Here is a 26,290-nt window from a genome sequence, read left to right as displayed (position 1 = left end):
AAATAAGCCTGAGTTCTAACTTTGAGAATTCAGGCTTAAAAATATTCTACTGGTTATACAGTGCGAGTTGTTCTTTAATATTTTTAACATGTAATTGCCCTGGTGCTGCTTCGCTACCTACAAAACCATAAGTAAGTCGTGAACCAAATAAACCGCCAGTAATCCTAGTCATAATACCAAGCTCACCCATTGATATACCTACTACGTCGATATCTAATTGATGATATGCTCTATTCATCGCATTTAACAACGATAATAAGTCTTTTTCGTTGTTAGGCATTACTGCTAATTTTCCAATATCAGCACCTAGCTCTGCCATTTTTTCGTAAGTCACAAACATTTCTTCCACATCTGGCGTTGCTTTAAAATCATGGTGCGAAATAATTATTTTGACGTTATTATTTTTAGCTCTTGTAATACAATTCATTAGATTATCTTCATAAGTATCTAATTGAACATCGACATAATCTGCTTTTTGATTACAAATAATATCTTGCATCAATTTATAATATGTTTCATGGTCGAAGTCCCCTAATCCACCTTGACCTTTTGAACGATAAGTAAAGAGAATTGGTGAAGCGGTATACTTTGATTTAAACGCAGCTAACACTTCATTTATATTTTCCAAAGAAGTATCAGATAGTGTATCCGCTCTAAATTCTACAATATCTACTGATTTGTCGTTCATATTAAGTTCTTCTACTGTTTTTTCAATATCGTTTTTATCTTTTAAAGATACGGTCGCAACAATATCAGGAAACGTTTCTTTGCCTTTTTGTTTCATAGCCATTCCTCCAATGTTCTTCTATTACCATTTTACATTAGTTAGCGCTTTTTTTCTATTGAATTCAATATAATACGATAATAAAAAAACAGCAAAAATTCTTATTTTATTAAGAACTTTTACTGCTTATAATAAAGTTTATTATTTTACTATTAAAACTGGAATCTTAGCTCTTTTAGCTACTTTATGACTTACGCTTCCTAGTACTAATTTATCAGCATCTTCAGCTTTTCTATTACTTAGTACTACAATTTCATAATCTCCGCTATTTGCTAATTTAAGTAACCCAGCCTTTGGATTACCTTTAATAAATTCTAGATTATATTTAATGTTTCGTTCATTAAAGAAGTCAAATACATGTTGAATACCTTTTTGACGTTTCTCTGTCATTTCTTCAAAGTGCACACCTGTACGGACTGAGGCTTGTATATCTTTCTCGCTTATCATATTAATCATTGTAACAACTGTACCTTCACCTGAAAGTTTTGCTATTTCTTCCAGAACTTTTTCATTTTTCATATCTGTATCGATGCCGAATAAAATGTCTCTATACATGTTTACCACTCCTTTACTTTATTTTAAATGATATTGTAAGCACTATTCAACTTTTATCAACCATTATATATATTTATTATTAACCGACTATTAATATTCTGTATATTTAATAATAAGTGTAGATTTATTCCCCAAATTACTATAAACTAAAAATAATTAATAAAGAATACAATTGTTTTTCATTTTTTAATCTCTATTATAAGGCAATTAGAAAAAAATGAATTTCTATTTATTTTTTATTAAAAAATAGTTTTGTGGAAGGGGGAAATATTATGAATAATTCTAACCAATCAAATGAAAATCCATTCAATCAAAACAACTCAGACCAACAAAGCAATCAACAACAAAATTCACAACAAGAGAACCCGTTTAATCAGTCGAACCAAAGTGGTTTTCAAGGGAATCAACCACCTCATTCTGGAGATCAGGGAGATTCAAATCTTAAACCATGGTTATTTGGTTGTGGTGGATGCTTAGTTATATTCATAATATTGGCGATTATTCTAGGTGCATGTGCAGCAGGGCCAATCAAAGAACAAATTGATAACTTTACGAGTGATACTGAAGAAAAGTCTACCGAAGAGGAATCAACTGAGGAAGAATCTACAGAAGAAGAAACAACTGAAGAAGAGACAAGCGAAGAATCTACTACTGAGGAATCAACAACTGAAGAAAATGACAACGATAGTTCGGTGACAAATAAAACATCAAATCTTGGCGGATCAATTAACGCTGTGGGTACAAAAATCACAGTCGAAAAAGCAGAATTCGTTGAACCAGATTCTAAATATAGTAAACCAAGCAAAGATAAAATATTAAAAGTTTACTATAAACTAGAAAACATTAATAATTCTAGCTTGATTGTAGGCGACACTAACTTTGGCGTTACAGCAGATGGCCAGAGAGTAAGTAAATTCTATAGTATGCGTGATTCCGATGCTGGTTTCAGCTTTAGCTTGAAACCTGGACAATCAGATGAAGGTTATGTATATTATGACGTGCCTGATGCAGATAAATATGAGGTACATTTACAATTAAAATCAAAAGATAATAGTTATAGAATGAAATGGAATATTAAAGATTCAGATTTAAAGTAAATAAGAAGCCGTTTGACAATAAACTTGTCTAACGGCTTCTTATCTTTTTTATTTCTTGAATTTATCAATTACTTCATTTGCTTTATCTTTAACGTTCTCTACAGCTTCTTTAGCTTTGCCTGAAGTTTTTTCTTTTTTACCTTCGTTTTCTAAATCTTTATTATCCGTAACGTCACCTACTGTTTCTTTAACATTACCTTTTGCTTTTTCATATTTACTTTCGTCTGCCATCATTTATCACCCTTTATAAATCAATTTGAATGATTTATCATTCATTAATTACATACCACTTTCCATATAGCTTTAAACATTAATTTTGGAAGGTTTTTTTAATGGCAAACTATCTATAAAGCTATATATCGCCATGCCGATAATAATAAGTGCCACTCCTAGCATACTCAATGGCCCTGGGATAGGCAATCCAAGTAATATCATCTCTCCTATAATAGCAAAGACAACTTCTAAAGACTGCGTTGCCTCGACTCCTGCTAATTTCTCTTGGTCATCTTTTACAAGATTCGTTGCATAGAAAAACAGTACTGTTGCAATAATTCCAGAAAACAACGCAACTATAAAAGATTGTGTAACTTGATTAGAAGATGGTAGACCATGTTTAATATATCCTATGCCAAATATTATAAACCAGACGGGCATCGTAACTAAGGTCATTCCAAATACTCGTTCAATTGTACCTATATCATGTTTGACTACACTCATCATTTTTCTATTTCCTAACGGATAACAAAATGCAGCAATTATTATAGGTAGAAATCCAAGCAAGAAAATATTTAAATGAATTTCCGAAGCTTGTGGTATTTGTATAATGATAATGCCTACAAACATAATGCTAGATATAGCAAGGGACCTCCATGGTATTTTATTTCTCACTAAAATGGTTTCACCGGATACTTTCACTTTATCTATAAAGAGTGGCGCTAATAACATGCCACATATAATCGTAATTTGCCATGTCCCTGATATTACCCAACCAGGGCTATATTCAGCTGCAAACGTTAAAGGTGCATAAAATAAAACGAATGCAAAGAAACTCCATATAAACCAAGATGATTTGTACATGCTGATATGCTTCAAGACATGACCTGTTTTTCCTTTAATTACTACAATTAACCATAAAAAAGGCAACATGAAAATAAAGCGAAGAGATGAACTGAAATACCATGATCCACCTTCATTAGCCATTAAATGATTAAATACAAATGTAACTGCAAAAAATAAAGCTGCCAAAATACCAATTAAAATCGCTCTCATGTTAGCCCTCTTTCTTATACGTTTAATATTCATTATTCCATAAAAGAATGACGTTTTACATTATTTTTTTAGAAAATATCTCATATTTATAAATTAAATATTTTTAAAATGGTTTAATTTATAATAAGCGGGTAAACAATATATATAATCTATAAGGAGGTCTTTTTTTTATGGCAACTCAATATGAAACTAAAGCAACAAACACTGGTGGACGTAAAGGTCATGTTTATACAGACGATAAAGCAATTGATGTAGACGTATTACCACCACAACAAGCTGATGGCAATGCGACTAACCCTGAACAGTTATTCGCTGCAGGCTATGCTTCTTGCTTCAATGGTGCTTTTGATTTAATCCTTAAACAAAACAAAGTGCGTGACGCTGAACCAGAAGTTACGTTAACAGTTCGTTTAGCAGATGATCCAGAAGCTGAAAGCCCTAAATTAGAGGTAGACATTGATGCAAAAGTTAAAAATGTTTCTCAAGAAGATGCGGAAAAATATTTAAAAGATGCTCATGACTTCTGTCCTTATTCTAAAGCGACAAGAGGTAATATCGACGTTAAATTAAACGTAGAAGCAGTTTAATATAATTGCCAAGATTAATTTAAAGTCAAATAAATCAGGAGGCGTTCTTCAATTTAAAAGAACGCCTCCTGATTTTTATTTAATATATTATTTTAACGTGACATCATTAATTTTTTTCACTTTCTTCAGCATGCCACCATAATGCATCTTTCGGATTTTCAAAAACTTCATGTAAATCCTTTTTATTATCAACGTTCGGATAAGATCCACGAAGCGATTTATTTGATGTTGTTTTAAACATAAACACAAATACAAGTAGTCCTATAACGTTAATAACAGTTAAATAATATGACGGTGCAATTTTTTGACCAGTTGTTTCTACTAAAGTTGTTAAAATAAATGGTGTTAAACCACCAAATACCGCTGCACCTATATTATAAACGAGCGATAACGTTCTTAATCTTACTTTCGTATGGAATATACTTGGTAAGACTGAAGGCATAACTCCTTCAAATGTTGACATGAATAAAGCAATAATAAATAGACCGATAATAATCATTGGTATAGAAGGTATACTCATAAACCAGAATGCTACAACTGAGAATAAACTGAAACCTATTAAACCAAATAATATTGTGTTTTTATTACCTACTTTATCACTGTACCATCCAAAGAAGAATACTGCTGGTATCATTGCAGCCATTGTTACTGTACTTAATACACTACTCATCGTACCACCTAAATCAATCGTTCCATTTAGGAATGATGGTATGTACGACAATACCATGTAGTTTGCAACGTTTAAAAATGCTACACCAGTGAAACATACAATGATATCTCTCCAATATTTTTTGAAGATATCCTTATAAGAATATTCGAGTTCTTCTTGTTCTTCTAAAGTTGATTCGTATGCTGGGCTTTCATCTAGATTGTTTCTTAAATAAACCCCTACAATACCTAATGGTGCCGCAATAATGAATGGAATTCTCCAACCCCATGCTGCCATTTGTTCATCACTTAGTAATGCATACATAATACCAACTAATGCCGCAGCTAAAATATTCCCTGATAATGTTCCTATTTCAAGGCCACTTCCTAATTTTCCTCTTGTCTTATCAGGAGATGTCTCCGCTATGTATGTCATCGCACCAGCGTATTCTCCACCAGTTGAGAATGATTGAACCATTCTAACAATAAGCAATAAGATTGGTGCCCAAATCCCGATTTGATGTTGCGTTGGAAGTAACCCTAACACTAAAGTAGAACATGCCATTAAAATAATGGTTGATGACAGAACAACTTTACGACCATGTTTATCCCCTATGTGACTGAAGAATATTCCTCCAATCGGTCTTACTATAAAAGCAAAAGCAAAAACTGCAAAGGTTGATGCCAACTGTATTTCTTTTGGCATGTTCCCGAAGAAATTCGAACTAATGATAACCGCTAGTTGAGCGTAAAGACCAAAGTCAAACCACTCAATAGCGTTACCAATACCTGTTGCAAATACGGTTTTCTTCGTTTTACTCGCATCTACAACATTGACGTTGTCTTTCTTAAACTTCATTTTTAAATACACTCCCCATTTATCTCTATATAAACATATAACCTATTAAAATTTTTTAATCAAAATTTTTGAAATTCAATTTAAAATATTTCTTAAAATATTTTCATACCAATAATTATAGAAGTACTAATAAATTTACTTTTTCTATATTTAGCTCTATATTGAAATAAAGATATTTTTTAGGAGGGAATACATGTCAGGGTTTTACTTTTTAGTAATTGTTACAATAATCAGTGCCATTGTGAGTTTAGGATTTTCATTAAATGCAGTCGCTGATAGAAAACAAAATCAAAAATCTCAAACAAACGCACTTTATGCTTTATCACGAAGTTTAGTTTTATTTTTATTATCTATTATCGCCTTATTTACTGGTAGCGCTGCTTTTTTAACTGGTGTTGCGCTGCTTTTTTAACTGGTGTTGCGCTGCTTTTTTAACTGGTGTTGCGCTCGCTGTTGCTTTAACACATATCTTTGATGGGTTTATTGGGATAATTTTAAAAAATGATTTTAAAACTTACGGCCCATTCATTACAGGTTTTTTACACCTTGTAATTATCGCAATATTTGCATAATATACATACTAACAAACATACAGCTTCGACGCAAAATCGCTATAATTCTATCATTTAATTAAAAAGCCACTCTGTTGAATCCTCAACAGAGTGGCTTTTCCTATATAAATTCTCACAACTTTAACGCATATATTATTTGTTCTAGAATAAACTTATATTTTCTTTGCTAAGTCAGTCATATAATCAAAGAATGCATCTCTATTTACATCATTAATAATATTAACGTTTCTTCCTTCTTCACTCTTGTATGTTCTACCTTGGCTTGGTCCATGAGTAAGTACACCTAGTTTTTGTTGTTCTTTTTGTACAAGTTCTGGTTTACCAACATAAGCAGTTGTTAACACATCCCATAAGAAGTACGTTGAATTTGTAACGAAATGTGTAAGTGGTGGAACAAGCGCATAACATATCCCTAAGAAATCTACACCTTCATAGTTTCTTTCATTCGCCCACCTTTTACGAACATCTGGTGTAAGAGGTACTTGATTTGTACTTTCTAATGCTACCATATCTATTTTAATATCTGTATCAAATACAACTTTAACCGCTTCAGGATCCCAAAAAGCATTCCATTCAGCTGTTCCATCATGTTCTGGTTCTTCAACGTTACCTTTGTCTAAAAGCGTACCGCCCATCCAAACTAATCTTTCTATACGTTCTTCTATTTTAGGTTCAACTTTTAAACTTTTAGCTAAATCAGTAAGAGGACCTGTAAATAACATTGTTACTTTTTCTTTGCTATTCATTAATTTTTCAATAATATCTTCGTATGCTTCTTTTTCTGAAACTGTTGAATGAATATTCATTTCTTCATTTAAAATAGGCATAGCATCTACATAAAATGCATGCATTCTCCAATCTTTAGGAAATGGATTTTTCCCTCTTTCATTTGAAGGTGCAACATTTAATTTTTGATTTGAAAAACGATTGATAATTTTGCAAGAAGCGCTCGTAGCAGGCTCAACATAACAATCCGCTCCGATTGCACTAACGCCTATTAAATCTACATCTTCCATTTGTAATAATAAAAATAGCGAAATTAAGTCATCCACGCCACCGTCATGGTTAAAATATACTGTCTTCATTTATATACCCTTCTTTCATTCCCAATAGCACCATTATACATAATAATTAATTTTTATTATATCAATTATTTAAATTTACTTGTTTATGTATCACTAAAGATATATACTCTCATTATTAAATGTAAAATTTTAGGATATGAGATGAAAAGATGAAAATATTTATAAAACTAATCATTTTTTATTTAAGTTTATTTCTGAGTACTACACTTATTGGTTCATTATTGCTCTTTCTACCTATTACAGGCAGGAAAACTATTTCTTTTATTGATGCATTTTTTGTAACCACAAGTGCCTTTACAGTAACTGGTATATCTACTGTAGATATACCTAGCCAATTCAATACGTTAGGGTATATTGTTATTTTACTACTTATTCAAATTGGTGGATTAGGTATCGTCGCAGTAGCTCTGTTTTCTTTGATTTTATTTAATAAAAAAATTTCATTCTTAAACAGAGAATTATTAATGATTACTTGGAATTTCGATGAATTCGGTGGAGTTATAAAAATCCTTAGAAACCTATTTATATATACAATCATTGTGGAAAGTGCAGGTTTCTTACTATTATCAATCAAATTTCTACCATTATTCGGATTAAAAAAAGGACTTTTCATATCACTTTTTACATCTATATCTGCGTTTAATAACGCTGGCATATCACTATTTTCTAATAACTTGATGTCTTTTTCATCAGATTTATATATTAATTTTGTCGTATCTTTTTTAATAATTTTAGGTGGTATAGGACCATTAGTTGTTTATGATATTGTCGTTAAAAAACGTTTTAACAAACTGCACCTACATACTAAAATCGTGATAACAGCTACTGCTTTTCTAATTTTATTTGGTACATTGTCTATATTTTTACTTGAATACCATCATGGTCTATCTAAATTATCAATAAAAGATAAATTATTAACTTCATACTTCCAATCTGTTTCAACTCGTACTGCAGGTTTTAATACAATAGAATTAAATCATTTATTACCAGCTACATATGCAGTTATGATTTTCTTAATGTTTATCGGAGCAGCTCCAGTAAGTAGTGCTGGCGGTATTAAAGTAACTACATTTATTTTAATATTAGTATTTCTTTGGCAAAATGTTAGGAGTTATGAGTATCCTTATATCTTTAAAAGAACAATTCAATTTCATCAAATATCAAAAGCTTTATCTATTGCATTACTCAGCTTTATTTTGGTAATAATCGTGAGTTTAACTATGAACCTATTTCAACCAGACATTGCATATCATAAGCAATTATTTGAAGTAACTTCTGCATTTGGAACAGTCGGTTTGTCTACTGGTATTACTTTTGACCTCAACACATGTTCGAAATCACTAATTATTATCGTCATGATTGTTGGTAAAATAGGCATTATTACATTATTAGCCCTTCTAACACAACGAGATACATCTAATTACCGATTTGCTGATGGCAAAGTACATCTATAAAAAATGAGTCTGGGACATAAATAATTGTCCCAGACTCTCTTTTTATTATTCATCTTCGTTAGATTTTGAGTCAGCTTTATCTTCGTTACTTGAGTTGTCTTTAGCTTTTTGTTCGGCATCCTCTTGAGCTTTTTTATCTTCTTCTTGTGCTTTACGATCAGCTTCTTCTTTGGCCTTTTCTTCTGCTTGACGTTGCTGTTCTTCAGCCTTTTTCTCAGCGTCTTCTTGTGCTTGTTCCTCTTCTTTACGCTGTTGCTCTTCAGCTTTTTTATCTGCCTCTTCTTGAGCCTTTTTCTCTTCTTCTTTAGCTTTCTCTTCTTCTTTTTGCTTTAGTTCTTCTTCACGTTTTTTATCCGCTTCAGCTTGTTTTTCTTCTTCTTGTGCTTTTTTATCTGCCTCTTCTTGTCTCTTCTTCTCTTGTTCTTCTAATTTTTTCTGTTGATCATTATTTTGGACCGCATTATTATTATATTGTTCTTCTGATGATGGTATTTGTTCAGTTGGTACTTCTTCTGTTGCTGGCGGTTGATTACTTTCAGTTTCTTTTACTTCTGAATTTTTAATATTCCAGTCTGCTTTATAAGTCTTATCTTCTGGCTTAAAGTTCATTTCTACTTTATAATTATCCGCTTCTGGTACATCATAATATAAATAACTATTTTCTGTGTTACCTTTTTTTAACTGATGTTGGAATCCAGGTGTATTTTCATTCATACCAAAGAATTGATTTTGACTTTCACCATCAATCGTGAGATCAAAAGCAGAATTATCCACTAGAATTTGCTTTTTATCTACATTTTTAAATTTATAATATACTTTTAATACTTTACCATTCTCAGGGTAGTAATATTGATCTTCAGGTTGAACAAACTCTGCCTTAACAACAGTAATTTCAAGTCCGTTCACTCTAATTTTATCTCCTAATTCCAAACCCTTCAGACCTTTTTCAGGCGTGTCTTCGAGCTTTTTAGTCTCAGTCTTTTTATCTTTCGTTTGTTGCTCGCCAAATAACTGGTCTACAGAATAACTACTACTTTTCGGCAGCGTTAAAAAAATCGAAACAAAACAAATTAACCCTACGAAAAATAGTGTTACAGTGCTTATTAACACTCCAACAAACTTACTTTTGTTCGCAATTTTTACAATAGTCGTCACCAACATCGTGACAAATGCTATAGATATTAAAATCCATACAAACGTAAAAATTAAACTGTTCATTTTTTCTCTCCTTATCGTATCTTTTATTTATCTTATAATAGCACGGATTATCTAAATAAAAATAATAAAACAAACTTTATTTCCTTTTTATAATCATTCCCTAAAATTTGAAATTTAAAATTAATTCACTAAACTTATTTACTCTTTCTCTTTTACTAACAAACCACCATGGTAACAAAAATATTTTGAAGCATTTAAATCAACAACTTTTTTTAATGAATGTTTTGCTTCTTTTAAATTCATGCTATAGTCCGGATTTGCTACTATAAGCTCCTCACCTTCTTTTACTGCGGCATCACCTGTTATCACGCTATCTTCTGACTGTATGTATAAAGAAATGTGTCCACTTGTATGACCAGGGGTTTGCACAATCTCGACCTCTTCTTCTAGTATGATTGCACCATCTGTAACTTCTATATCAACTTCCACATGATCTAAAGATTCTAGTAGTTCTATGAACTGTGTACCTTTCTCTTTATCGTATTCAGGCATGCTTTTTAATAATTCTTCCGCTTGAGTAAGTCTTTCAGATTTTTCACTACCGTTTATATACTTTGCTTCTATGAAACTACTTATTACTTTTACATGTTGGTATTTATCCTTAAAGGCTTTAAGAGCCCCTATATGATCGTCATCATAATGAGTAATAATGATATTTTGTAAATTATTCATATCATAACCTAAGTTTTGAACAGCTTCTTCTATCTTCGGTAAGAAACCGGGATACCCAGTATCAACAAGTGTTAAAGCCTCTTCTAATACGATGAGCGTTGGATATATAGCATGCTCATGCCCTTCATAATTAAACTTTATTTCTAATTCTTCTATTTGAATAGTCATAATAGAGCTCCTTTATTTTCTAACGGTCTTTTTCGAAATTGTTAATTATTATGATTCTCATTACAATTACTACTATATAAAATGATATATATAATATTATTTTAAAGGAAACAAATTACATTAGAAAGGTTTTTGGCTTTTTAATTTTTAGGAGGATTAGCATGATACCTAAACATATCGTTTCAGCTGCATGTATTGTATTAAACGACGAACAGGAAATATTACTAATTAAAGGACCTAAACGTGGTTGGGAGATGCCTGGTGGTCAAGTCGAAATCGGTGAACCTTTGCATGAAGCAGCTATACGCGAAGTAAAAGAAGAATCTGGCGCTCACATTGAAATCACCAGATTCTGTGGTATTTTCCAAAACACTACTGACGGTATTGTCAACACATTATTTTTAGCACACTACATAGGTGGCGAGTTATGTACGAGTGACGAAAGTTTAGAAGTAGGCTTCTTTACATATGATGAAGCAATGGAAATGGTTACGTGGAAAAATTTCAAAGAAAGAATCTCTTTAAGTCTGAATGAAAAAGAACCATTTCTTGTTACGTTCTAGTATTCATCTTTCAAGATACTATATACTAGTGTATCTCTATAACCATCTTTAAGTTTAATATTTTGTCTCAATATCGCTTCATGTCTCATTTTTAATTTTTGAAGTACGATTTCTGAAGCGGTATTATTTATGTCTGTTGAAGCCCATATTCTATTCAGTTTCAACACTTTGAAACCATACTTCACAATAGTTCTAGCTACATCTGTTGCAATACCATTGCTCCAATATTCTGGATGGATAGTGAATTCAATTTCTCCACTATTATTCTTCTTATCACTTATTAATTGGATAGCACCTATAACATTATCCGTATCCGCATCTACTATTACATTGTACATCCAATCTTCATCTCTATTTAATAACGTTTGTACAAATTCTTCAGTCTCTTCATATGTTAACGGATCCCAAGTTTGATATTTCGCCACTTCAGGTAGTGAAGTATACGCGTGAATATCATCTAAATCCGATTCTTTTAAATCTCTTAAATAGTAATCCATCCTAATCCTCCTAATATTTCTATGCTTTATGACTAAACGATTGGGATTATCTTAACATAATTACATATCTATATAAACTAATTCCTATATATTTACTCAACTTTTATTAAAAGAAGATTTCACTTTACAAAACAGAACATATGTTCGTATAATAAAAGTATAATGTTTTTGGAGATGATAATGTGGTAAAAATAATTAATCCAGATATGCCTGAAGAATTTCAAAATGAGACAGATTACAGAAATATTCCAAGAGAATATTTAAATCCGAGAATTCCTCAAGGAAGAGGAATGATTAAATGGGCGCCATTTGCGACAATGCCACAGCAATTCGAAGAAATCTCACAATATATTAAAGATCAAACAAAGATAGAAAAACCTACACTTGATGAATCCGCGCTAGCTGATTTAAACCATGTATTAGCGGAGAAAATTTTCTATAATCCAAATTGCGAAATTAAATATTGGCACAATGGCTATATTAAACAAGTGAAATGTGAAATACATAAATTCAACTCCGAAATTAATATGCTACAAGTTATTAATCAAGAAAATAAACAAGTCATGTACTTAGATATGGACTGTATATTAGGAATAGAATAATGAAAAAGAATCGCCTGTAGATACCAGCGATTCTTTTTTGTCGTTTTTAGGTTTTTACGGTTCGATAATTTTGTTTTATCGAACCTTCTATAAATAAAATCGCATCATATCTTCATCATAATATTGCTTTCCATCATAAATAGCCATCGGTTCAGTTGCAAATCTTTCAAAACCTAATTTTTTATAAAATTGAATCGCTCTATCATTCATAGATAAAACTGTTAAATCAATCACTTTTAATCTTTCTATACTAGATGCTTCTTTTATAAGTTCTTTCACTACGCTTTCAGAAACACCACTCCCCCTATCCTTTTCTTTACAATACATAGCGACTATGTTCCCTTTATGTTGTAGCTTTTTAACACCTTCTCTATAAAATGTTGCAACACATACAAGTTCATCATTTCTAAATCCACCATATGTAAATTTAGAATCAGTACTTTCTAAACGTTGTTCAAATCTACTAAAAGGATATTCAACCTCATCTTCATACAAAGAAGCAAAAGCTTGGGCATCAGTTTGCAAAGCTAATAATCTAAGCTCCCTAAATTCAATGGCATCAGTTTTATTTAATTTACGAATTTTCAATATAAATCGCCTCCTATTTCAGATTGTCAAACCACATCAAAGCTTCTTTTTCAATATTTCTCACGTAATCTTTTTTAGCTTTACTGTATTCTCGTGTGTCATGGTATTTACTTGCTAACATTTCTTTGTAGTGGCTATATTCTTGGGCAACCTTTTCATTTACTCTCAAATAATCTCTAAAAATGATATGTCTTTCTATTTCTTTATTTCCTTGTTCATATATATGTATATGATGGGTTCTGTTTTCTCCGCCTTTTCTTAATAGTCTTCTGCCACTAATACCCCATTCTCCCGCTACTTCGTAACCTAAGTTTATAAATAATGAGTTAAACTGATCGACCTTTTGAATATCACGTACTATAACCATCATATCGATAACTGGTTTAGCTTTCATCCCTTCAATAGAAGTACTTCCAAAATGCTCAAACTGAATAATTAAATCTCCTAAAATTCCCTCTAAATTTTTACACTCATTTTGATAAAGACTTTTCCAACTTTCTTTATATGAACTTAACCTAATCTTCAAATGATCACCCCTTATTTAATAAATAACATAAAATAAGTTCTTTAGTTCTATTTGGTCAACTTAAATTATCTAGTAACTTGTTTATTTCAATAAACTTTGAATTTTTAATAGACAAATTCGTTTCTTCATATGTTTCACGTTTCACTACTTCTTTCGAAGATATTTTTATACATTATGAATCTATTTCCACCAATATTACCATTATGTACAAAAAAAGAGTATGAGAAATAAATTATTCCATAAAAAAAGAACCCGAGCGTGCTTTTGTCTCGGATTCTTTCCTATTTCATAAGTTTTATTGTAATACCCAACTATATGGATCTTTTAATTGTGACCAGTCTTGATCTATTTCATCTGCATTAATGAGACATTCATCTAATGATTTTGTAATTTCATCAACGTCTAAATCACTGCCGATAATAACAAATTGTGTTTCTCTATCTCCATATTCTGGATCCCAATTTGCTTTTACTTCAGGTCTTTCACTTAGTATTTCATTTTTTTGTGCTTCACTCATTGCATCAACCCAATATGTTATTGGATGGATGTTAACGAATGAACCTGCTTGTGAAAATAGACAAGCTACGTGATTATATTGTGCTAACCATACAATACCTTTTGCTCTGATGATATTCCCTTGCATATTTTCCATCCATTTATTAAATCTATCAGCATGGAAAGGTAAACGTCTTCTGTATGCAAATGATGAAATACCGTATTCTTCAGTTTCTGGTGTATGACTAGCATGACCGCCTTCAGTCAATTCTTTAATCCAACCGGCAGAATTACTCGCCTTTTCAAAATTAAATAAGCCTGTGTTAACAACCTCTTTAATTGGTACATCAGCAAAGTTTGTTTTTATAAATTTAGCGGTTGGTTGTAATTTTCTTAATACATTCTCTAGTTGATCTAAATCTTTTTTGTCCACTAAGTCTGTTTTATTTAGAATCAACACGTCACAAAATTCAATTTGATCTATTAATAAATCAGAAATTGATCTTTCGTCTTCTTCACTAACACCTTGATCTCTATCAGTTAATAAATCTTCAGAGCGCATATCGTTAATGAAGCGGTGCGCATCGACTACTGTTACCATAGTATCTAATCGACAAATGCTTGTTAAATCGATACCTAGTTCATCGTCAATATATGAGAATGTTTGAGCAACTGGTACGGGTTCTGAAATACCTGTTGATTCAATTACAATTTGGTCTACATCTCCACGTTCTGCTATTTTTTGTACTTCTACTAATAAATCTTCTCTTAATGTACAACAAATACAGCCATTAGAAAGTTCGACGAGTTTTTCATCAGTTCTAGAAATACCCCCACCTTCTATGACTAAATCTTTATCTATATTGATTTCACTCATATCGTTTACGATGACCGCTATTTTTAAACCTTCTCTATTTTTTAAGATGTTGTTTAATAACGTCGTTTTTCCTGAACCTAAATATCCACTTAGTACAGTTACAGGTATTTTATTCAATTTGTTTCCCCCTACTTTCTAATTGCTTATGCCCAAATCACACAGTTGCTTACCAACTTGATTTTTTCACGCCAGGAATTTGACCTTTGTGCGCATATTCTCTTAAAGCAATTCTAGACATACCAAATTTTCTGTATACACCTCTAGGTCTACCAGTAACTTGACATCTACGTGTAATACGCGTAGGTGATGCGTCTCTAGGAAGTTTTTTTAAACCTTCGTAGTCTTTATTTGCTTTTAATTCTTCTCTTTTTTCTCTATATTTCTCTACCATTTGAATACGTTTTTGTTCTTTTGCTATTTTAGATTTTTTTGCCATGTATATAACTCCTTTTAAATTATTATTGAACATAATGTGAATAATGAAATAAATAAGCCAACAAAGAAGTTGGCTTGAAATCGTATATTAAATAAAGTAAATGAAGTAGCCACGTAATCTCTCGGAGGTAAATCGTAATGACTACGCTTTAACTATAAAACATAATTCCAACTTTTGCAAGTAGAAAATTTCATTTCTTTCAATTTCAATAATTTTAAACTTGCTTACCTACTTCAAAGATGATACTTTACTATTATACAAAACGTAGTTATTACGATTTAGGAAGTGTATAATATGAAAGATACATTTAAAGCAATAATAATTGGTGCCGGCCCTTCTGGAATCGGTATGGCTATTGCTCTAAAAGAACTTGGTTTGCAAGATGTCATGATTTTAGATAAAGGTAAAGTTGGTGAATCATTCATTAATTGGCCAGATACTACTCGATTTATTACGCCATCTTTTACCACAAATGGATTTGGTACACCAGACATCAATGCTATTACACCACATAGCTCTCCAGCATTCACATTTAAAAAGGAACATATTTCAGGATTTGAATACGCTCAATATTTAAATGCACTTACTCAAATATATGAGTTAAATATAAAGGAACATACAGAAGTCATCGATATTTCAACTGATGAACAAAATGATTCATATACTATAAGTACAGAAAAGAAAGGTTTTAAAGCAGATTATATTTTTATAGGAACAGGTAATTTCTCATTTCCACATAAACCATTTAAACATGGTGTTCATTACTGTGAGATAAAGAATTTTTCAAATGTTGAAGGAGAAACTGCTACTATAATAGGAGGAAATGAAAGTGGCTTCGATGCTGCAATACACTTAGCCCTTTTAGGTAAGAAAGTCGATATATACACAAATTCTACAAGCTACGACCAACAAGATCCTGACCCAAGCGTTAGACTTTCGCCATACACGCATCAGCGTTATGTTGAGTTAGTAGAACAAGGTTATCCTATTAAACTACACTCAAACTATTCTATAGAGGAAATTGATTTCATAAATAATCAATATACAATAAGGTTTGAAAATCAAACACGAAGTATAACTGTTGCAAATGAACCAATTTTAGCTACTGGCTTTAACCCTGTTCAAAATAATCCGTTAACAAATATTCTATTTGAAAATAACGGGAATAGTTATGAATTAACTGACGATGATGAATCAACAATTAATCAAAATATATTCCTAATTGGAGATACAGTTAAACATCAAGATGTCATTCTTTGCTACATTTATAAATTTAGAACACGCTTTTCAGTATTAGCTAACCTTGTTTGTGAAAGAGAAGGCATAGAAGCAAATGAAGATGCAATTGAATTTTATAAGAATAATCAAATGTATTTAGATGATTATTCTTGCTGTGAAGTTGATTGCTCATGTTAAGAGTGGAATACAATTTAAAAGATGGGCCATTTTCTAATATACCTAATGAAAAACATTATATTGTTGTAAAGCATTTAAATAAACTGACAACTGAACAAAAAATGTCTTTCAAAAACTTTATTATTAAGAAAAAATTAAATTTAACATTAGATGAATCACATAAAAACATCATAGAAAATCGTTCTGAAACTAAAGATATCATTTCAGAACTAGAATTACTTAGAAAAGAAAAGTTGCGTCGAGTTCCTACATTGAAAGATATGACATCATCATTATTACTTATTATTTTAATGTTTATGTTACCTATTTATATATCTTTTTATCTTTCAAGCTTTGTTCAAAACAACTGGATGGAAAGTTTTCTTAGTTTTACATCTAACAGTCTACACTTTCAATCAGAATTTTTAAATGATATATTGTTCGGTGATTATGGGCTACTATCCCTTGGCATTTATTCTGTCGTCTGGGCGTTACCAGTTGTCATATTCATTAGTATTTCTACAAACATTGTGAGTGAAAGTCATTTAAAATCTTATATCGTATGGTCAATCGATCCAATTATGACTAAAGTTGGTTTAACCGGTTACGATATTGTACCAGTGATTGAAGGGTTCGGTTGTAACTCAGCTGCAGTATTAAGAGCCAACCATGATTGTAGTGCTTGTAGTAAAAGCAATTGCATTAGTTTAATAAGTTTCGGTTCATCATGCAGTTATCAAATTGGTGCAACTTTATCACTTTTTAGTGTGATGAACGCACCCTGGCTCTTTATGCCTTATATTTTAATTGTCTTTATAGGTGGAATCATACATATAAAACTATGGTCTCCAAAGTCTATATTACCTACACATTATTTTGTATTAGATAAAGTAAGAAAGCCTTCTATAAAAGCTATATGGCTTCAATCTATGGATACAATTAAATCTTTTCTCGTTCAAGCTTTACCTATATTCTTCGTAATATGCATCCTAGCAAGTTTATTATCTATGACACCTATACTTGTTTATGTCTCAAATATATTCAATATCATATTACAACCAATTAACGTACCTAAAGAAATGTCAACAGGCATTCTTTTTTCAATGATCAGAAAAGACGGCATGCTTTTATTTAATATGAATCATGGAGCTATACTACAATCTATTTCGTTAAAAAGTGCTTTCTTACTTATATTATTTAGTTCGACTTTTTCTGCTTGTTCAGTAACAATTACGATGATAATTAAAAGTTTAGGTTGGCTAGAAGGCATTAAAATCGTTGGCAAACAGATGGTAACTGCAACGATTTGTTTCTTCATTACAGTATTAATTTTAAATTTATTATAGGGGAATTAAACCTTGATATTATCGGATCAAGATATAAAGCAATATATCAACGAAGAAAAATTAAAAATTACACCTTTTCATGAAGCGTTTATTGAACCCGCTTCTATCGATTTAACATTAGGCAATCATTTCCTTTTACCTAAAACACCTAAAAGTGGTGTGCAGCCTTTATCAACAGCTATAGAGTACAACGAGATTCACGCAGAGAAATTCACCATACCTGCTAAATCCTTTGTCTTAGCAACTACTGTTGAGTATATTGAGTTACCGAATGATATAACAGGATTTGTAGGAGGAAGAAGTTCTATAGGAAGAGCTGGTTTATTCATACAAAACGCAGGATGGGTTGATCCAGGATTTGCTGGACAAATTACATTAGAGTTATTCAACGCGAACGATTTTGCATTAGAAATAAATGTTAATCAGCGTATATGTCAATTAGTTCTCGCTCAAACACGTTCTCCTGCCAATCATGCTTACAATGGTAAATATCAAGGACAAAAGAATACAACAGGTAGTAAAGTTTATATGGATAAAGACCCAAAATAAAGGTGGCTTTTAAATGGAAATTGTAATTATAACCGGATTTTTAGGAAGCGGCAAAACGACGATGTTGAATAGTTTAATCAATGATGTTCAACAAGAAAATAAAAAATCAGCAGTCATTATGAATGAGTTCGGAAAACGTAGCATTGATACTGAGCTCATTCAATCTGACGTTCCAATAAGTGAAATGATAAATGGATGCATATGTTGTGTTATGAAAGAAGATGTTGCAACACAATTACACCAAGTTTATTTAGAATACCAACCAGATGTCGTATTTATAGAATGTAGCGGCATCGCCCATCCACTTGAAGTATTAGATGCATGCTTAACACCGGTACTTGCGCCATTTTCAACAATAAGAACAATTATTGGCATTGTGGATTTACCGGCTTATCAACACCTTTCTTCTTATACTGAACAAACACAACAACTGATAGATATACAACTTAAATATTGTCACGATATTGTATTAAACAAAATCGACATGATGGATACAGATGACGCTATAAACACAATGAAATCTATACAAGAAGACTATACAGAAGCGGATATCTTTTCTACGACATTTGGAAATATCCATTTTAGTCATTTTACAAAATCTAATCGAGATTTAAAGGTTACACAACACGACGCACATCATCATGGTCATGTTTTCCATAAATATTATCCATTAACAGAACCAATTATGATGGAAGGTTTTAAAACATGGTTAAAAGATTTACCTAATAACATCTATAGAATTAAAGGCTTTATTACATTTAAAAACGATCCAAATAAATATTTAATCCAAGTTTCAAATGATAACCTAAGGATAGAACAATATAACATTAATATCGATGATTACTTAATATTGATTGGCGATAATTTGAATAAAGAAGCGGTATTTTCCCCTAATGAAATAAAAAAAGCATCTCATCAAAGTAAATGATGAGATGCTTTTTTTATAAATTGGATTTTATATTATTCTACTTTCCAAACATTTAGACCATGCACTTGGCTATTCTCGTCAAATTTCAAATCTTCTTTACCATAAAACGTATAAGTTTTACCTTCTTCTAGCAATTTATGGTCGTAATCAATAATAAAATAAGATTCTGTACTATTACCACTTTCTTTTACTACTTCCACAACCTTATTCCCTACTTCATTCTCGCTAATTTTCTTAACCTTTGCATTCGTTACTTTTAATAATTGATCATGATCATAAGTTTCATTATTGAACTTATCATAATCAATCTCAATAGAATGATTCATTTTCTCTTGATTGAAGTGATCAGCTTGAGCTTGTGCCACATTACCATCCATATTAAAAGTTGAATCACGATCTTGGTTTGGCTCAGTAGATACAACGCCAACAATACAACCTAAAGTTAAAAAGAATAATACAATGGTACTTAGCAACGGAACTCTAAACCTAGTATCTTTAATCGCTTTAACCACAGTTGTACCTATCGCTGCACAAAAAGCTATTAATACTATAATTCCTAAAACGCTAAATATAAAACTTTCCATTTTTCATTACTCCCTTGATTTTTTCGTTTTTACATCAGTATATATTAGACCTAATGTAAACAAATGTCATTTATTTTGTTTCAAAAACCGAAAGAACACGTTTTCATAGCGAGTTTAAAGTATCTCAATTTTTGATTTTATACAAATATTCACTCAACCTTTGATTACGTCCTCCTTTATCCCAACTATGATAATCTTCAATTAATAGATGTATATTTTTGTTGTAATGATTAAATACTAAATCAGTGATTGCTAAAAAACTTTTCCAATAATGAAACATAATTGAATTTGTATCTTCATTTTCATACAAATCATATGTGAAAGCCTCTAAATATTTTTCATCATAACGTTCTTTATAATAATTGAATAATTCTAATTCAAGATTATATATTTTGCTAAATTCTTCTTCTGTATAAAAATAAAATCTCGGTAAGAACATAACTAGTCCTTCTTCAAACCATAAATCATCTGAAGAAACATCTTCATCATCAAAATAAGACAAGAAAAAATCACAGTGATGTGTTATTTCATGCCCTAATATACATAAAATTTCCTTCTTCAAATAATGATTGAAAAATGTTTTTGTATCAACACTCATATCGTCTTGGATTGCTTCTGTTAAAAATTCTTTCCAGCTATCTAAGTCTATACTTATAAAAACACCTTTTTCATTAGTATAAGCTGGGATATTTTTTTGTAACACATTTTCCATTACATACTTACTAGTCCAAATAATATGTGCTGGTTCATCTTTTAATTCATATTCTATTTTTAATTTTTCAACATAGATTTTAATTTCGTTATAAAAATATCTTGCTAATTTTTCAACTTCTACATTCGTATCTAAACTATCTAACATATATATACTTTTCATATCTACCACCGACTTTTTAAAGTGATTTAACAAATTCTATTCATTTTTAATATACCATAATACATTCTCATTATTTTTGGTAAACTTATATATAATTGAAATGATATTTTGAAGGAGATTTTTATGCAGCATATTAAATCATTTTTAGAGGTTAAACAGATTTATATTTATATTATTTTCTTGATTTGTGGTGCTGTTTTAGGTTTATCGTTTGGTGATTTAAAAAAACTGTTTGAGCCTTTTATTTCATTTTTTTTAGCTATATTATTATTTAGCATGTTTGCTCAAATACCGTTTTTAAACCTTAAAGATAAACTATTAGATTTTAAATATGTTTTAGCGCTACTTGTTTCGAATTTTATTTTAATACCTATTTTTGTTTTTATACTTGTGTCTCTTTTCAATGTGACATCTATACCCATTTTAATTGGTGTTTATCTTGTTTTACTGACACCATGCATTGATTATGTCATCGTCTTCACTAAACTAGGTAAAGGTGACGCTCAGTACATGCTAATCTCTACTCCAATATTGTTTATTGTACAGTTTGTCTTGTTGCCTGTTTATTTTGTATTATTTTTAAGACAAGACTTCTCTCAATATATAAAATTAGGACCATTTATTGAAACGTTTGTTTTATTAATTTTAATTCCATTTATTTTAGTCCTGATTTTACAACTAGCGAGTCAAAAATCTATCCAAATGAAAAAGTGTTTGAATTTAACTGAATGGCTTCCTGTTCCTTTTATGGCACTTGTTTTAATCGTGGTTATTGCCTCTCATATTTCTACGTTAACTCATGATTTGGATAATGTTATTACAGTTATTCCTATTTATATTTGCTTTATGGTTATCGCTCCATTCATTGGGTCATTTACAGGAAAACTTTTTGCACTACCTGTTGATTTAAAAAGAACTTTAGCATTCAGTTCTAGTACAAGAAATGCTTTAGTTGTATTACCTTTAGCTCTTTCGTTACCTAAAGAATGGTCTGCTATCGTTACGGTAGTAATTGTGACACAAACAGTTGTTGAATTAATTGGTGAATTAGTTTATATACGCGTCATAAAAAAAATCATCAAATAAATTATTTTTTAATATCTTAATAACTTTATTTTGTTATTTAATGAAGTCGTGTAATAATAGAGTTATATTATGAATAATTAGGAGTGAAATCTTGAGAGTTAGAGCATTAGAATCTAATGACTTACCTTTTGTACACGAATTAAACAATGAATATTCAATCATGTCATATTGGTTTGAAGAACCATATGAATCGTTAACTGAGCTTCAGTATTTGTTTGATAAACATTTACTTGATGAATCTGAAAGAAGATTTATAGTTGAAGATGATAAACAGATTGTAGGGATTGTTGAACTTGTAGAAATTGATTATATTCACCGTAACTGTGAAATTCAAATTATTATTAAACCAGAATTCGGTGGCAAAGGATATGCTAAATTTGCCTTTGATAATGCTACAAGTTACGCGTTTGATATTTTAAACATGCATAAAGTTTATTTATATGTAGACCAAGATAATGAAAAAGCTATACATATATATGAAAGTTACGGATTTAAAAAAGAAGGTCTATTAAGAGAACACTTTTATGCTAAAGGTAAATATAAAGACGCTTTTTTAATGGCTTTATTAAAATGTGAATATATTTCATAAAAAACAGCTCTAAACGTAAGGTTTTCTTACGTTTAGAGCTGTTTAATCTTATTAGCTTTATTTAATTATTTTAACTTTAATTCTTGTCCTACTGTTAAGTCATTTGAACTTAAATCATTTAATTCTTTAAGTTTATCTACACTTACACCGCTTCGTTTAGAAATATTATATAATGTATCTCCTGAAACTACTTTATGTGTATCACCACTTATAGTCTCTTCATTATCTGTTTCATTCGTTCCATTATAATGTTTTTCTACAAGTTTATAGAACTGATCCATATCGTATCCCCATTGACTAAAGTAATTGATAGGATCCGTGTGGTCTGTTCCACCCCAATATTCACTGATGGCATTATGACTGATTACAGTACCAGTACCTTCATTATTATCTGCTAATGATGGTTTTAAACCATTTTGTTTAAGCATTTCAGCTGTTAAATATGCTTGATTATTTACTGATTTAGCAAATTCATCAAACGTACTTGCTTGCGCTAATTCTATTTGGTAAAAGTAAGGATTCGCTTTAGCACCTGCACCCCACGCTAAATAGTCACTTGATGCTGTTTGTACTATTTTATTACTACCTGCATATGCATGCACAAATGCACTCTCATAATTATTATACATATAATTAATTTCATCATCGATTGTACTACTAGGATTAGATGTTTCATGAATAACTACACCAATAAATTCATCAGATTTAAAATCATATTTTGGTAAGCTATCCATTCTAGAATCTTGAGTAATATTCGATGGCTTTATGTTATTTTTCTCAATGTAATTATTTACATCTTGATAAGCTTCGTTCGTACTTTTCTTTGATCTCATTTCAGTAGAACCATGCTCAGCAACTTTATTATGTAACTCTAAATCTTCATCCGTTAGTAAATTCGTAAGTTCTTTCGGCTTCATTTTTTGAGCCTCTTCGAAGTTAATTGATTTACTTGTATTTTCAGTTTGACTATTACTCGCCTCATTAGATTCTTCAGCATTCACATGCAAACCAGATTGAGAAAGCAATAAACCAGATGTCAAAATTAATACCGTTCCAAATTTATACTTCATAATAATCCTCCTTCATTAAAGTTCTTTGAACATTGTATGATAAAATAATATTAATTAATACAGGATATTAATATTTGTAATTATTAATTAACATGTTTGAAATATTTTGTTTTTTATTTTTATGACTCATATTCAAGAAACAACATTATATTGTATAATTACATTTAATATTGATATAGAAATGAGGTAAGTTATGAATTCAACACAAAAGTTATTTATAAGGCCTATTAAAGAAGATGATTTATATATAATTTGGTCTTTAGCATTTAAAGAAGAAAACCCCGAATGGAAAAAATGGGATGCTCCCTATTTCAAACATGAAACAATGTCATTTGAGGAATTTTTAAAGCTGAGAGATACTTGGGTAAATGTGCCTAATAAGAAGGCTGTCATATATGATGATGATGTGATAGGCACAGTTTCATACTACTGGGAACACGAACCTTCTAGATGGCTAGAAATGGGTATTACTCTTCATCAACCACATACTTGGGGTAAGGGTATAGGTACAAAAGTTATGAGTATATGGATAGAACATTTATTTAACACTTTAAATATAGTACGTGTAGGCTATACAACATGGTCTGGAAATAAAGGTATGATAAGAATTGGTGAAAAGCTTGGTATGACTATGGAAGCTAAAATAAGAAAAGTGAGATATTATAATGGTTGTTATTATGATTCTATTCGCATGGGATTATTAAGAGAAGAATGGGAAAAGAGTAATTAAGTGTTTTACACCTAATTACCCTTTTTATTAGAACCTTTATTTATTAATTTACGTATTAACCTCATTATGACTGCTACACTAATATATCTAAAAATTCGTTTGATAATACTTTGCATATTGTTTAACTCCTTGTTTTCGGATTATTTTATACCTTTATCAGTACATACCCAACAATTAAGAAGGTTACACATTTATTTATATTAATATCTTATTTATCTCTTCATTTTTTGTATACAAATTAATTATACTACTAGAATATTTTAGAGATAACTCTTCCAACCCAGATAAAAAATCTTGGTATAAGCATTAATATACCTGGTATTTCAAATAAAATATCTGATACCACTTCCATAAAAATCGTTCGCTTCTTCATTCTTTGCATTTAACATCTCTCCTTAAAAAATCCTAATTTTTTACAGTTCTTATGTATATTATATACCCATCTTTTTTAGTCTATATATTAATTGTGTTTAAACTTTTCTAGTCTTAAAAGTCCTTCATCATCTGGTTCTTTAATACCGTCTTTATAATCATATCCATATTTTCTATAGAAGTGTACGGCAGTGATAGAAGCGGGTATTTCAATGCGCTCAGCTCGTTTAAAGTAAAAATCACTTTCTAATGTTTGAATGATTAACTTTCCTATTCCCTTACCTTGATAATCTGGTGAAACAAATATTGTAAATAAGCTGCTCTCAGTTTCACTATCCCAGTACGGTCCAATAGCACCTGTTCCAACGATTTTAGATTCTTCTTCAAAGACATAAAAGTTAGTAAAACTTGCTCTTTCTATAATAGCTTCTGGTGTCATCGTACTAACTACTTTCTCAATTTCTTCAATAGGCTCATCTTTAACATTCGTTGTTCTAAGTGTATGTATAATTAATTCGCTTATTTCTTCAGCATCTTTTGTTTCAAACATTCTTATGTTCATGTTGTCTCACTCCTGCTCTTTAAAAGTAATATATGACTCTTTTTTATATTAATACTATTTAAGCATATATGAAACGTGGAATAAAAAACCTATCAAAGTTTAAAATATGAAGTTAACCCTGTCAAGTAGACAACTAAATAATAAAAATGTCTTTTTGGTCAAATTCATAGCTAAGCTATGGATTTGGCCATTTTTAATGTAATTCGATTAGTATTATAAAAATGGATATATTTAGCTAATTCTATTACTGCCTGTTCATAATTTATAAAAGAAAAGTTCTTATTTCCTTTATAAATTTCACTTTTCATCATTCCCCATACTGATTCCATAGGTCCATTATCAATACAACAGCCTACACGTGACATACTTTGAATCATTTTATGCTCTTTTAATTTTGCCTTGAAACTTCTAGAAGTATATTGAAACCCTCTATCGCTATGAAATATAATACCCTTGGTATTTTTTACTTTTTTAACAGCTTTATCAAGCGTGTTAAATACTAATTGGTTATTATTTGAACTACTCAATTCATAGCTTAAAATAGTTTTACTACCTAAATCATAAATCGCACTTAAGTATACTTTATTGCCATTTTTTAATTTAAATTCAGTCACATCAGTTAACCATTTCTTGTTTTTCTTAGTTTCATTAAA

The 26,290-nt window shown here is 30.6% G+C and carries 32 protein-coding genes; 13 read left to right on the top strand and 19 right to left on the bottom strand.

Translation table 11 applies throughout. The features are described 5' to 3' along the window. Nucleotides 1-46: 46 nt before the first annotated feature. The gene (gene aroD / locus LQ682_RS05870; protein WP_064204456.1) at nt 47-784 is read right to left on the bottom strand and encodes a type I 3-dehydroquinate dehydratase; all 738 of its coding nucleotides are present in this window, start codon (nt 782-784) and stop codon (nt 47-49) included. A gap of 141 nt (nt 785-925) precedes the next feature. Next, nucleotides 926-1,339 carry a universal stress protein gene (locus tag LQ682_RS05865; RefSeq protein WP_017001068.1) on the bottom strand — a complete coding sequence of 138 codons (414 nt, stop codon included), beginning with the start codon at nt 1,337-1,339 and terminating at the stop codon, nt 926-928. Between the two features lie 272 nt (nt 1,340-1,611). Between LQ682_RS05865 and LQ682_RS05860 the strand changes: the two genes are divergently transcribed. After that, nucleotides 1,612-2,436 (top strand): DUF4352 domain-containing protein, encoded by an 825-nt coding sequence (locus tag LQ682_RS05860; RefSeq protein WP_239724010.1) that lies wholly within the window; start codon nt 1,612-1,614, stop codon nt 2,434-2,436. A gap of 48 nt (nt 2,437-2,484) precedes the next feature. On the opposite strand, the gene LQ682_RS05855 is transcribed toward LQ682_RS05860, so the two are convergent. After that, nucleotides 2,485-2,667, bottom strand: a complete 183-nt coding sequence (locus tag LQ682_RS05855; RefSeq protein ID WP_017001066.1) for a CsbD family protein — start codon at nt 2,665-2,667, stop codon at nt 2,485-2,487. 72 nt (nt 2,668-2,739) lie between these two features. Further along, the gene (locus LQ682_RS05850) at nt 2,740-3,705 is read right to left on the bottom strand and encodes a DMT family transporter (protein WP_103268587.1); all 966 of its coding nucleotides are present in this window, start codon (nt 3,703-3,705) and stop codon (nt 2,740-2,742) included. 170 nt (nt 3,706-3,875) lie between these two features. Between LQ682_RS05850 and LQ682_RS05845 the strand changes: the two genes are divergently transcribed. After that, entirely contained in the window at nt 3,876-4,292 is a 417-nt protein-coding gene (locus LQ682_RS05845; RefSeq protein WP_017001064.1) for an organic hydroperoxide resistance protein, read from the top strand. 106 nt (nt 4,293-4,398) lie between these two features. Here the strand turns inward: LQ682_RS05845 and LQ682_RS05840 are convergent, their stop codons facing one another. Next, on the bottom strand, nt 4,399-5,799 hold the full coding sequence (locus tag LQ682_RS05840; RefSeq protein WP_103268588.1) for an MFS transporter: 1,401 nt from the start codon (nt 5,797-5,799) through the stop codon (nt 4,399-4,401). 193 nt (nt 5,800-5,992) lie between these two features. Here LQ682_RS05840 and LQ682_RS05835 point away from each other — a divergent pair, with 193 nt between their 5' ends. Continuing rightward, entirely contained in the window at nt 5,993-6,211 is a 219-nt protein-coding gene (locus LQ682_RS05835; RefSeq protein WP_239724007.1) for a hypothetical protein, read from the top strand. 312 nt (nt 6,212-6,523) lie between these two features. Here the strand turns inward: LQ682_RS05835 and LQ682_RS05830 are convergent, their stop codons facing one another. Next, nucleotides 6,524-7,456, bottom strand: a complete 933-nt coding sequence (locus LQ682_RS05830; RefSeq protein WP_103268589.1) for a nucleoside hydrolase — start codon at nt 7,454-7,456, stop codon at nt 6,524-6,526. A 149-nt stretch (nt 7,457-7,605) separates the two neighbouring features. Here LQ682_RS05830 and LQ682_RS05825 point away from each other — a divergent pair, with 149 nt between their 5' ends. After that, nucleotides 7,606-8,910 carry a TrkH family potassium uptake protein gene (locus LQ682_RS05825; RefSeq protein WP_103268590.1) on the top strand — a complete coding sequence of 435 codons (1,305 nt, stop codon included), beginning with the start codon at nt 7,606-7,608 and terminating at the stop codon, nt 8,908-8,910. Between the two features lie 45 nt (nt 8,911-8,955). On the opposite strand, the gene LQ682_RS05820 is transcribed toward LQ682_RS05825, so the two are convergent. Together LQ682_RS05820 and LQ682_RS05815 are read right to left on the bottom strand one after the other, a co-directional pair. After that, on the bottom strand, nt 8,956-10,128 hold the full coding sequence (locus LQ682_RS05820; RefSeq protein ID WP_239724005.1) for a DUF4352 domain-containing protein: 1,173 nt from the start codon (nt 10,126-10,128) through the stop codon (nt 8,956-8,958). 138 nt (nt 10,129-10,266) lie between these two features. Then, nucleotides 10,267-10,962, bottom strand: a complete 696-nt coding sequence (locus LQ682_RS05815) for an MBL fold metallo-hydrolase (protein ID WP_064211751.1) — start codon at nt 10,960-10,962, stop codon at nt 10,267-10,269. A 167-nt stretch (nt 10,963-11,129) separates the two neighbouring features. Here LQ682_RS05815 and LQ682_RS05810 point away from each other — a divergent pair, with 167 nt between their 5' ends. Beyond that, the gene (locus tag LQ682_RS05810) at nt 11,130-11,531 is read left to right on the top strand and encodes an NUDIX hydrolase (protein WP_017000722.1); all 402 of its coding nucleotides are present in this window, start codon (nt 11,130-11,132) and stop codon (nt 11,529-11,531) included. Here LQ682_RS05810 and LQ682_RS05805 read toward each other — a convergent pair. Beyond that, the gene (locus tag LQ682_RS05805; protein ID WP_070044931.1) at nt 11,528-12,028 is read right to left on the bottom strand and encodes a GNAT family N-acetyltransferase; all 501 of its coding nucleotides are present in this window, start codon (nt 12,026-12,028) and stop codon (nt 11,528-11,530) included. The two genes, LQ682_RS05810 and LQ682_RS05805, sit on opposite strands and share 4 nt — an antisense overlap. 182 nt (nt 12,029-12,210) lie before the next feature. On the opposite strand from LQ682_RS05805, the gene LQ682_RS05800 reads away from it, so the two are divergent. Beyond that, complete coding sequence (locus LQ682_RS05800) at nt 12,211-12,630, top strand: YolD-like family protein (protein WP_017000726.1); 420 nt, start codon at nt 12,211-12,213, stop codon at nt 12,628-12,630. Nucleotides 12,631-12,717: 87 nt separating this feature from the next. On the opposite strand, the gene LQ682_RS05795 is transcribed toward LQ682_RS05800, so the two are convergent. The 4 genes from LQ682_RS05795 to rpsN all read right to left on the bottom strand — a co-directional run bounded on the left by LQ682_RS05795 (nt 12,718) and on the right by rpsN (nt 15,552). Beyond that, on the bottom strand, nt 12,718-13,218 hold the full coding sequence (locus tag LQ682_RS05795; protein ID WP_070044930.1) for a GNAT family N-acetyltransferase: 501 nt from the start codon (nt 13,216-13,218) through the stop codon (nt 12,718-12,720). 13 nt (nt 13,219-13,231) lie between these two features. Beyond that, a complete protein-coding gene (locus tag LQ682_RS05790) occupies nt 13,232-13,744 on the bottom strand; it encodes a GrpB family protein (RefSeq protein ID WP_017000729.1) in 513 nt (170 codons plus the stop codon). A gap of 295 nt (nt 13,745-14,039) precedes the next feature. Beyond that, nucleotides 14,040-15,233, bottom strand: a complete 1,194-nt coding sequence (locus tag LQ682_RS05785; RefSeq protein ID WP_017000731.1) for a GTP-binding protein — start codon at nt 15,231-15,233, stop codon at nt 14,040-14,042. Nucleotides 15,234-15,282: 49 nt separating this feature from the next. Then, a complete protein-coding gene (gene rpsN / locus LQ682_RS05780) occupies nt 15,283-15,552 on the bottom strand; it encodes a 30S ribosomal protein S14 (protein ID WP_017000733.1) in 270 nt (89 codons plus the stop codon). Between the two features lie 294 nt (nt 15,553-15,846). Between rpsN and LQ682_RS05775 the strand changes: the two genes are divergently transcribed. Genes LQ682_RS05775 through LQ682_RS05760 form a run of 4 tightly spaced genes read left to right on the top strand, consistent with a single transcriptional unit; the run spans nt 15,847 to nt 19,770 of the window. After that, nucleotides 15,847-16,968 carry an NAD(P)/FAD-dependent oxidoreductase gene (locus LQ682_RS05775; RefSeq protein ID WP_239706434.1) on the top strand — a complete coding sequence of 374 codons (1,122 nt, stop codon included), beginning with the start codon at nt 15,847-15,849 and terminating at the stop codon, nt 16,966-16,968. Next, nucleotides 16,962-18,293, top strand: a complete 1,332-nt coding sequence (locus LQ682_RS05770) for a nucleoside recognition domain-containing protein (RefSeq protein ID WP_239706435.1) — start codon at nt 16,962-16,964, stop codon at nt 18,291-18,293. The genes LQ682_RS05775 and LQ682_RS05770 overlap by 7 nt, the downstream gene beginning before the upstream one ends. A gap of 12 nt (nt 18,294-18,305) precedes the next feature. Beyond that, complete coding sequence (gene dcd / locus LQ682_RS05765; RefSeq protein WP_103268594.1) at nt 18,306-18,842, top strand: dCTP deaminase; 537 nt, start codon at nt 18,306-18,308, stop codon at nt 18,840-18,842. A gap of 13 nt (nt 18,843-18,855) precedes the next feature. Beyond that, nucleotides 18,856-19,770, top strand: coding sequence for a CobW family GTP-binding protein (locus tag LQ682_RS05760; protein WP_239703767.1), 915 nt, complete (start codon nt 18,856-18,858; stop codon nt 19,768-19,770). Between the two features lie 32 nt (nt 19,771-19,802). Here LQ682_RS05760 and LQ682_RS05755 read toward each other — a convergent pair whose 3' ends face one another. Next, on the bottom strand, nt 19,803-20,354 hold the full coding sequence (locus LQ682_RS05755) for an NADH-quinone oxidoreductase subunit J (RefSeq protein WP_147641210.1): 552 nt from the start codon (nt 20,352-20,354) through the stop codon (nt 19,803-19,805). Between the two features lie 124 nt (nt 20,355-20,478). Next, nucleotides 20,479-21,228: a hypothetical protein gene (locus tag LQ682_RS05750; RefSeq protein ID WP_239724003.1), complete on the bottom strand. Its 750-nt coding sequence runs from the start codon at nt 21,226-21,228 to the stop codon at nt 20,479-20,481. Between the two features lie 123 nt (nt 21,229-21,351). On the opposite strand from LQ682_RS05750, the gene LQ682_RS05745 reads away from it, so the two are divergent. Then, the gene (locus LQ682_RS05745; RefSeq protein WP_147641211.1) at nt 21,352-22,314 is read left to right on the top strand and encodes an arsenic resistance protein; all 963 of its coding nucleotides are present in this window, start codon (nt 21,352-21,354) and stop codon (nt 22,312-22,314) included. A 91-nt stretch (nt 22,315-22,405) separates the two neighbouring features. After that, nucleotides 22,406-22,903 carry a GNAT family N-acetyltransferase gene (locus LQ682_RS05740; RefSeq protein WP_017000748.1) on the top strand — a complete coding sequence of 166 codons (498 nt, stop codon included), beginning with the start codon at nt 22,406-22,408 and terminating at the stop codon, nt 22,901-22,903. Nucleotides 22,904-22,968: 65 nt separating this feature from the next. On the opposite strand, the gene LQ682_RS05735 is transcribed toward LQ682_RS05740, so the two are convergent. Then, a complete protein-coding gene (locus LQ682_RS05735; protein ID WP_017000749.1) occupies nt 22,969-23,973 on the bottom strand; it encodes a LysM peptidoglycan-binding domain-containing protein in 1,005 nt (334 codons plus the stop codon). 193 nt (nt 23,974-24,166) lie between these two features. Here LQ682_RS05735 and LQ682_RS05730 point away from each other — a divergent pair, with 193 nt between their 5' ends. Beyond that, nucleotides 24,167-24,703 carry a GNAT family N-acetyltransferase gene (locus LQ682_RS05730; RefSeq protein WP_017000750.1) on the top strand — a complete coding sequence of 179 codons (537 nt, stop codon included), beginning with the start codon at nt 24,167-24,169 and terminating at the stop codon, nt 24,701-24,703. A gap of 250 nt (nt 24,704-24,953) precedes the next feature. Here the strand turns inward: LQ682_RS05730 and LQ682_RS14145 are convergent, their stop codons facing one another. The 3 genes from LQ682_RS14145 to LQ682_RS05720 form a co-directional block, all read right to left on the bottom strand. Next, on the bottom strand, nt 24,954-25,085 hold the full coding sequence (locus LQ682_RS14145) for a hypothetical protein (protein ID WP_256933706.1): 132 nt from the start codon (nt 25,083-25,085) through the stop codon (nt 24,954-24,956). 78 nt (nt 25,086-25,163) lie between these two features. Then, a complete protein-coding gene (locus LQ682_RS05725) occupies nt 25,164-25,637 on the bottom strand; it encodes a GNAT family N-acetyltransferase (protein WP_070044924.1) in 474 nt (157 codons plus the stop codon). 170 nt (nt 25,638-25,807) lie between these two features. Next, nucleotides 25,808-26,290: IS3 family transposase (locus LQ682_RS05720; protein ID WP_239724001.1), on the bottom strand; the 483-nt coding region annotated here is incomplete at its 5' end.

Source organism: Mammaliicoccus sp. A-M4, from assembly GCF_022386955.1.
GTDB lineage: Bacteria > Bacillota > Bacilli > Staphylococcales > Staphylococcaceae > Mammaliicoccus > Mammaliicoccus lentus.
This window is presented reverse-complemented; position numbering and strand designations above follow the sequence as displayed.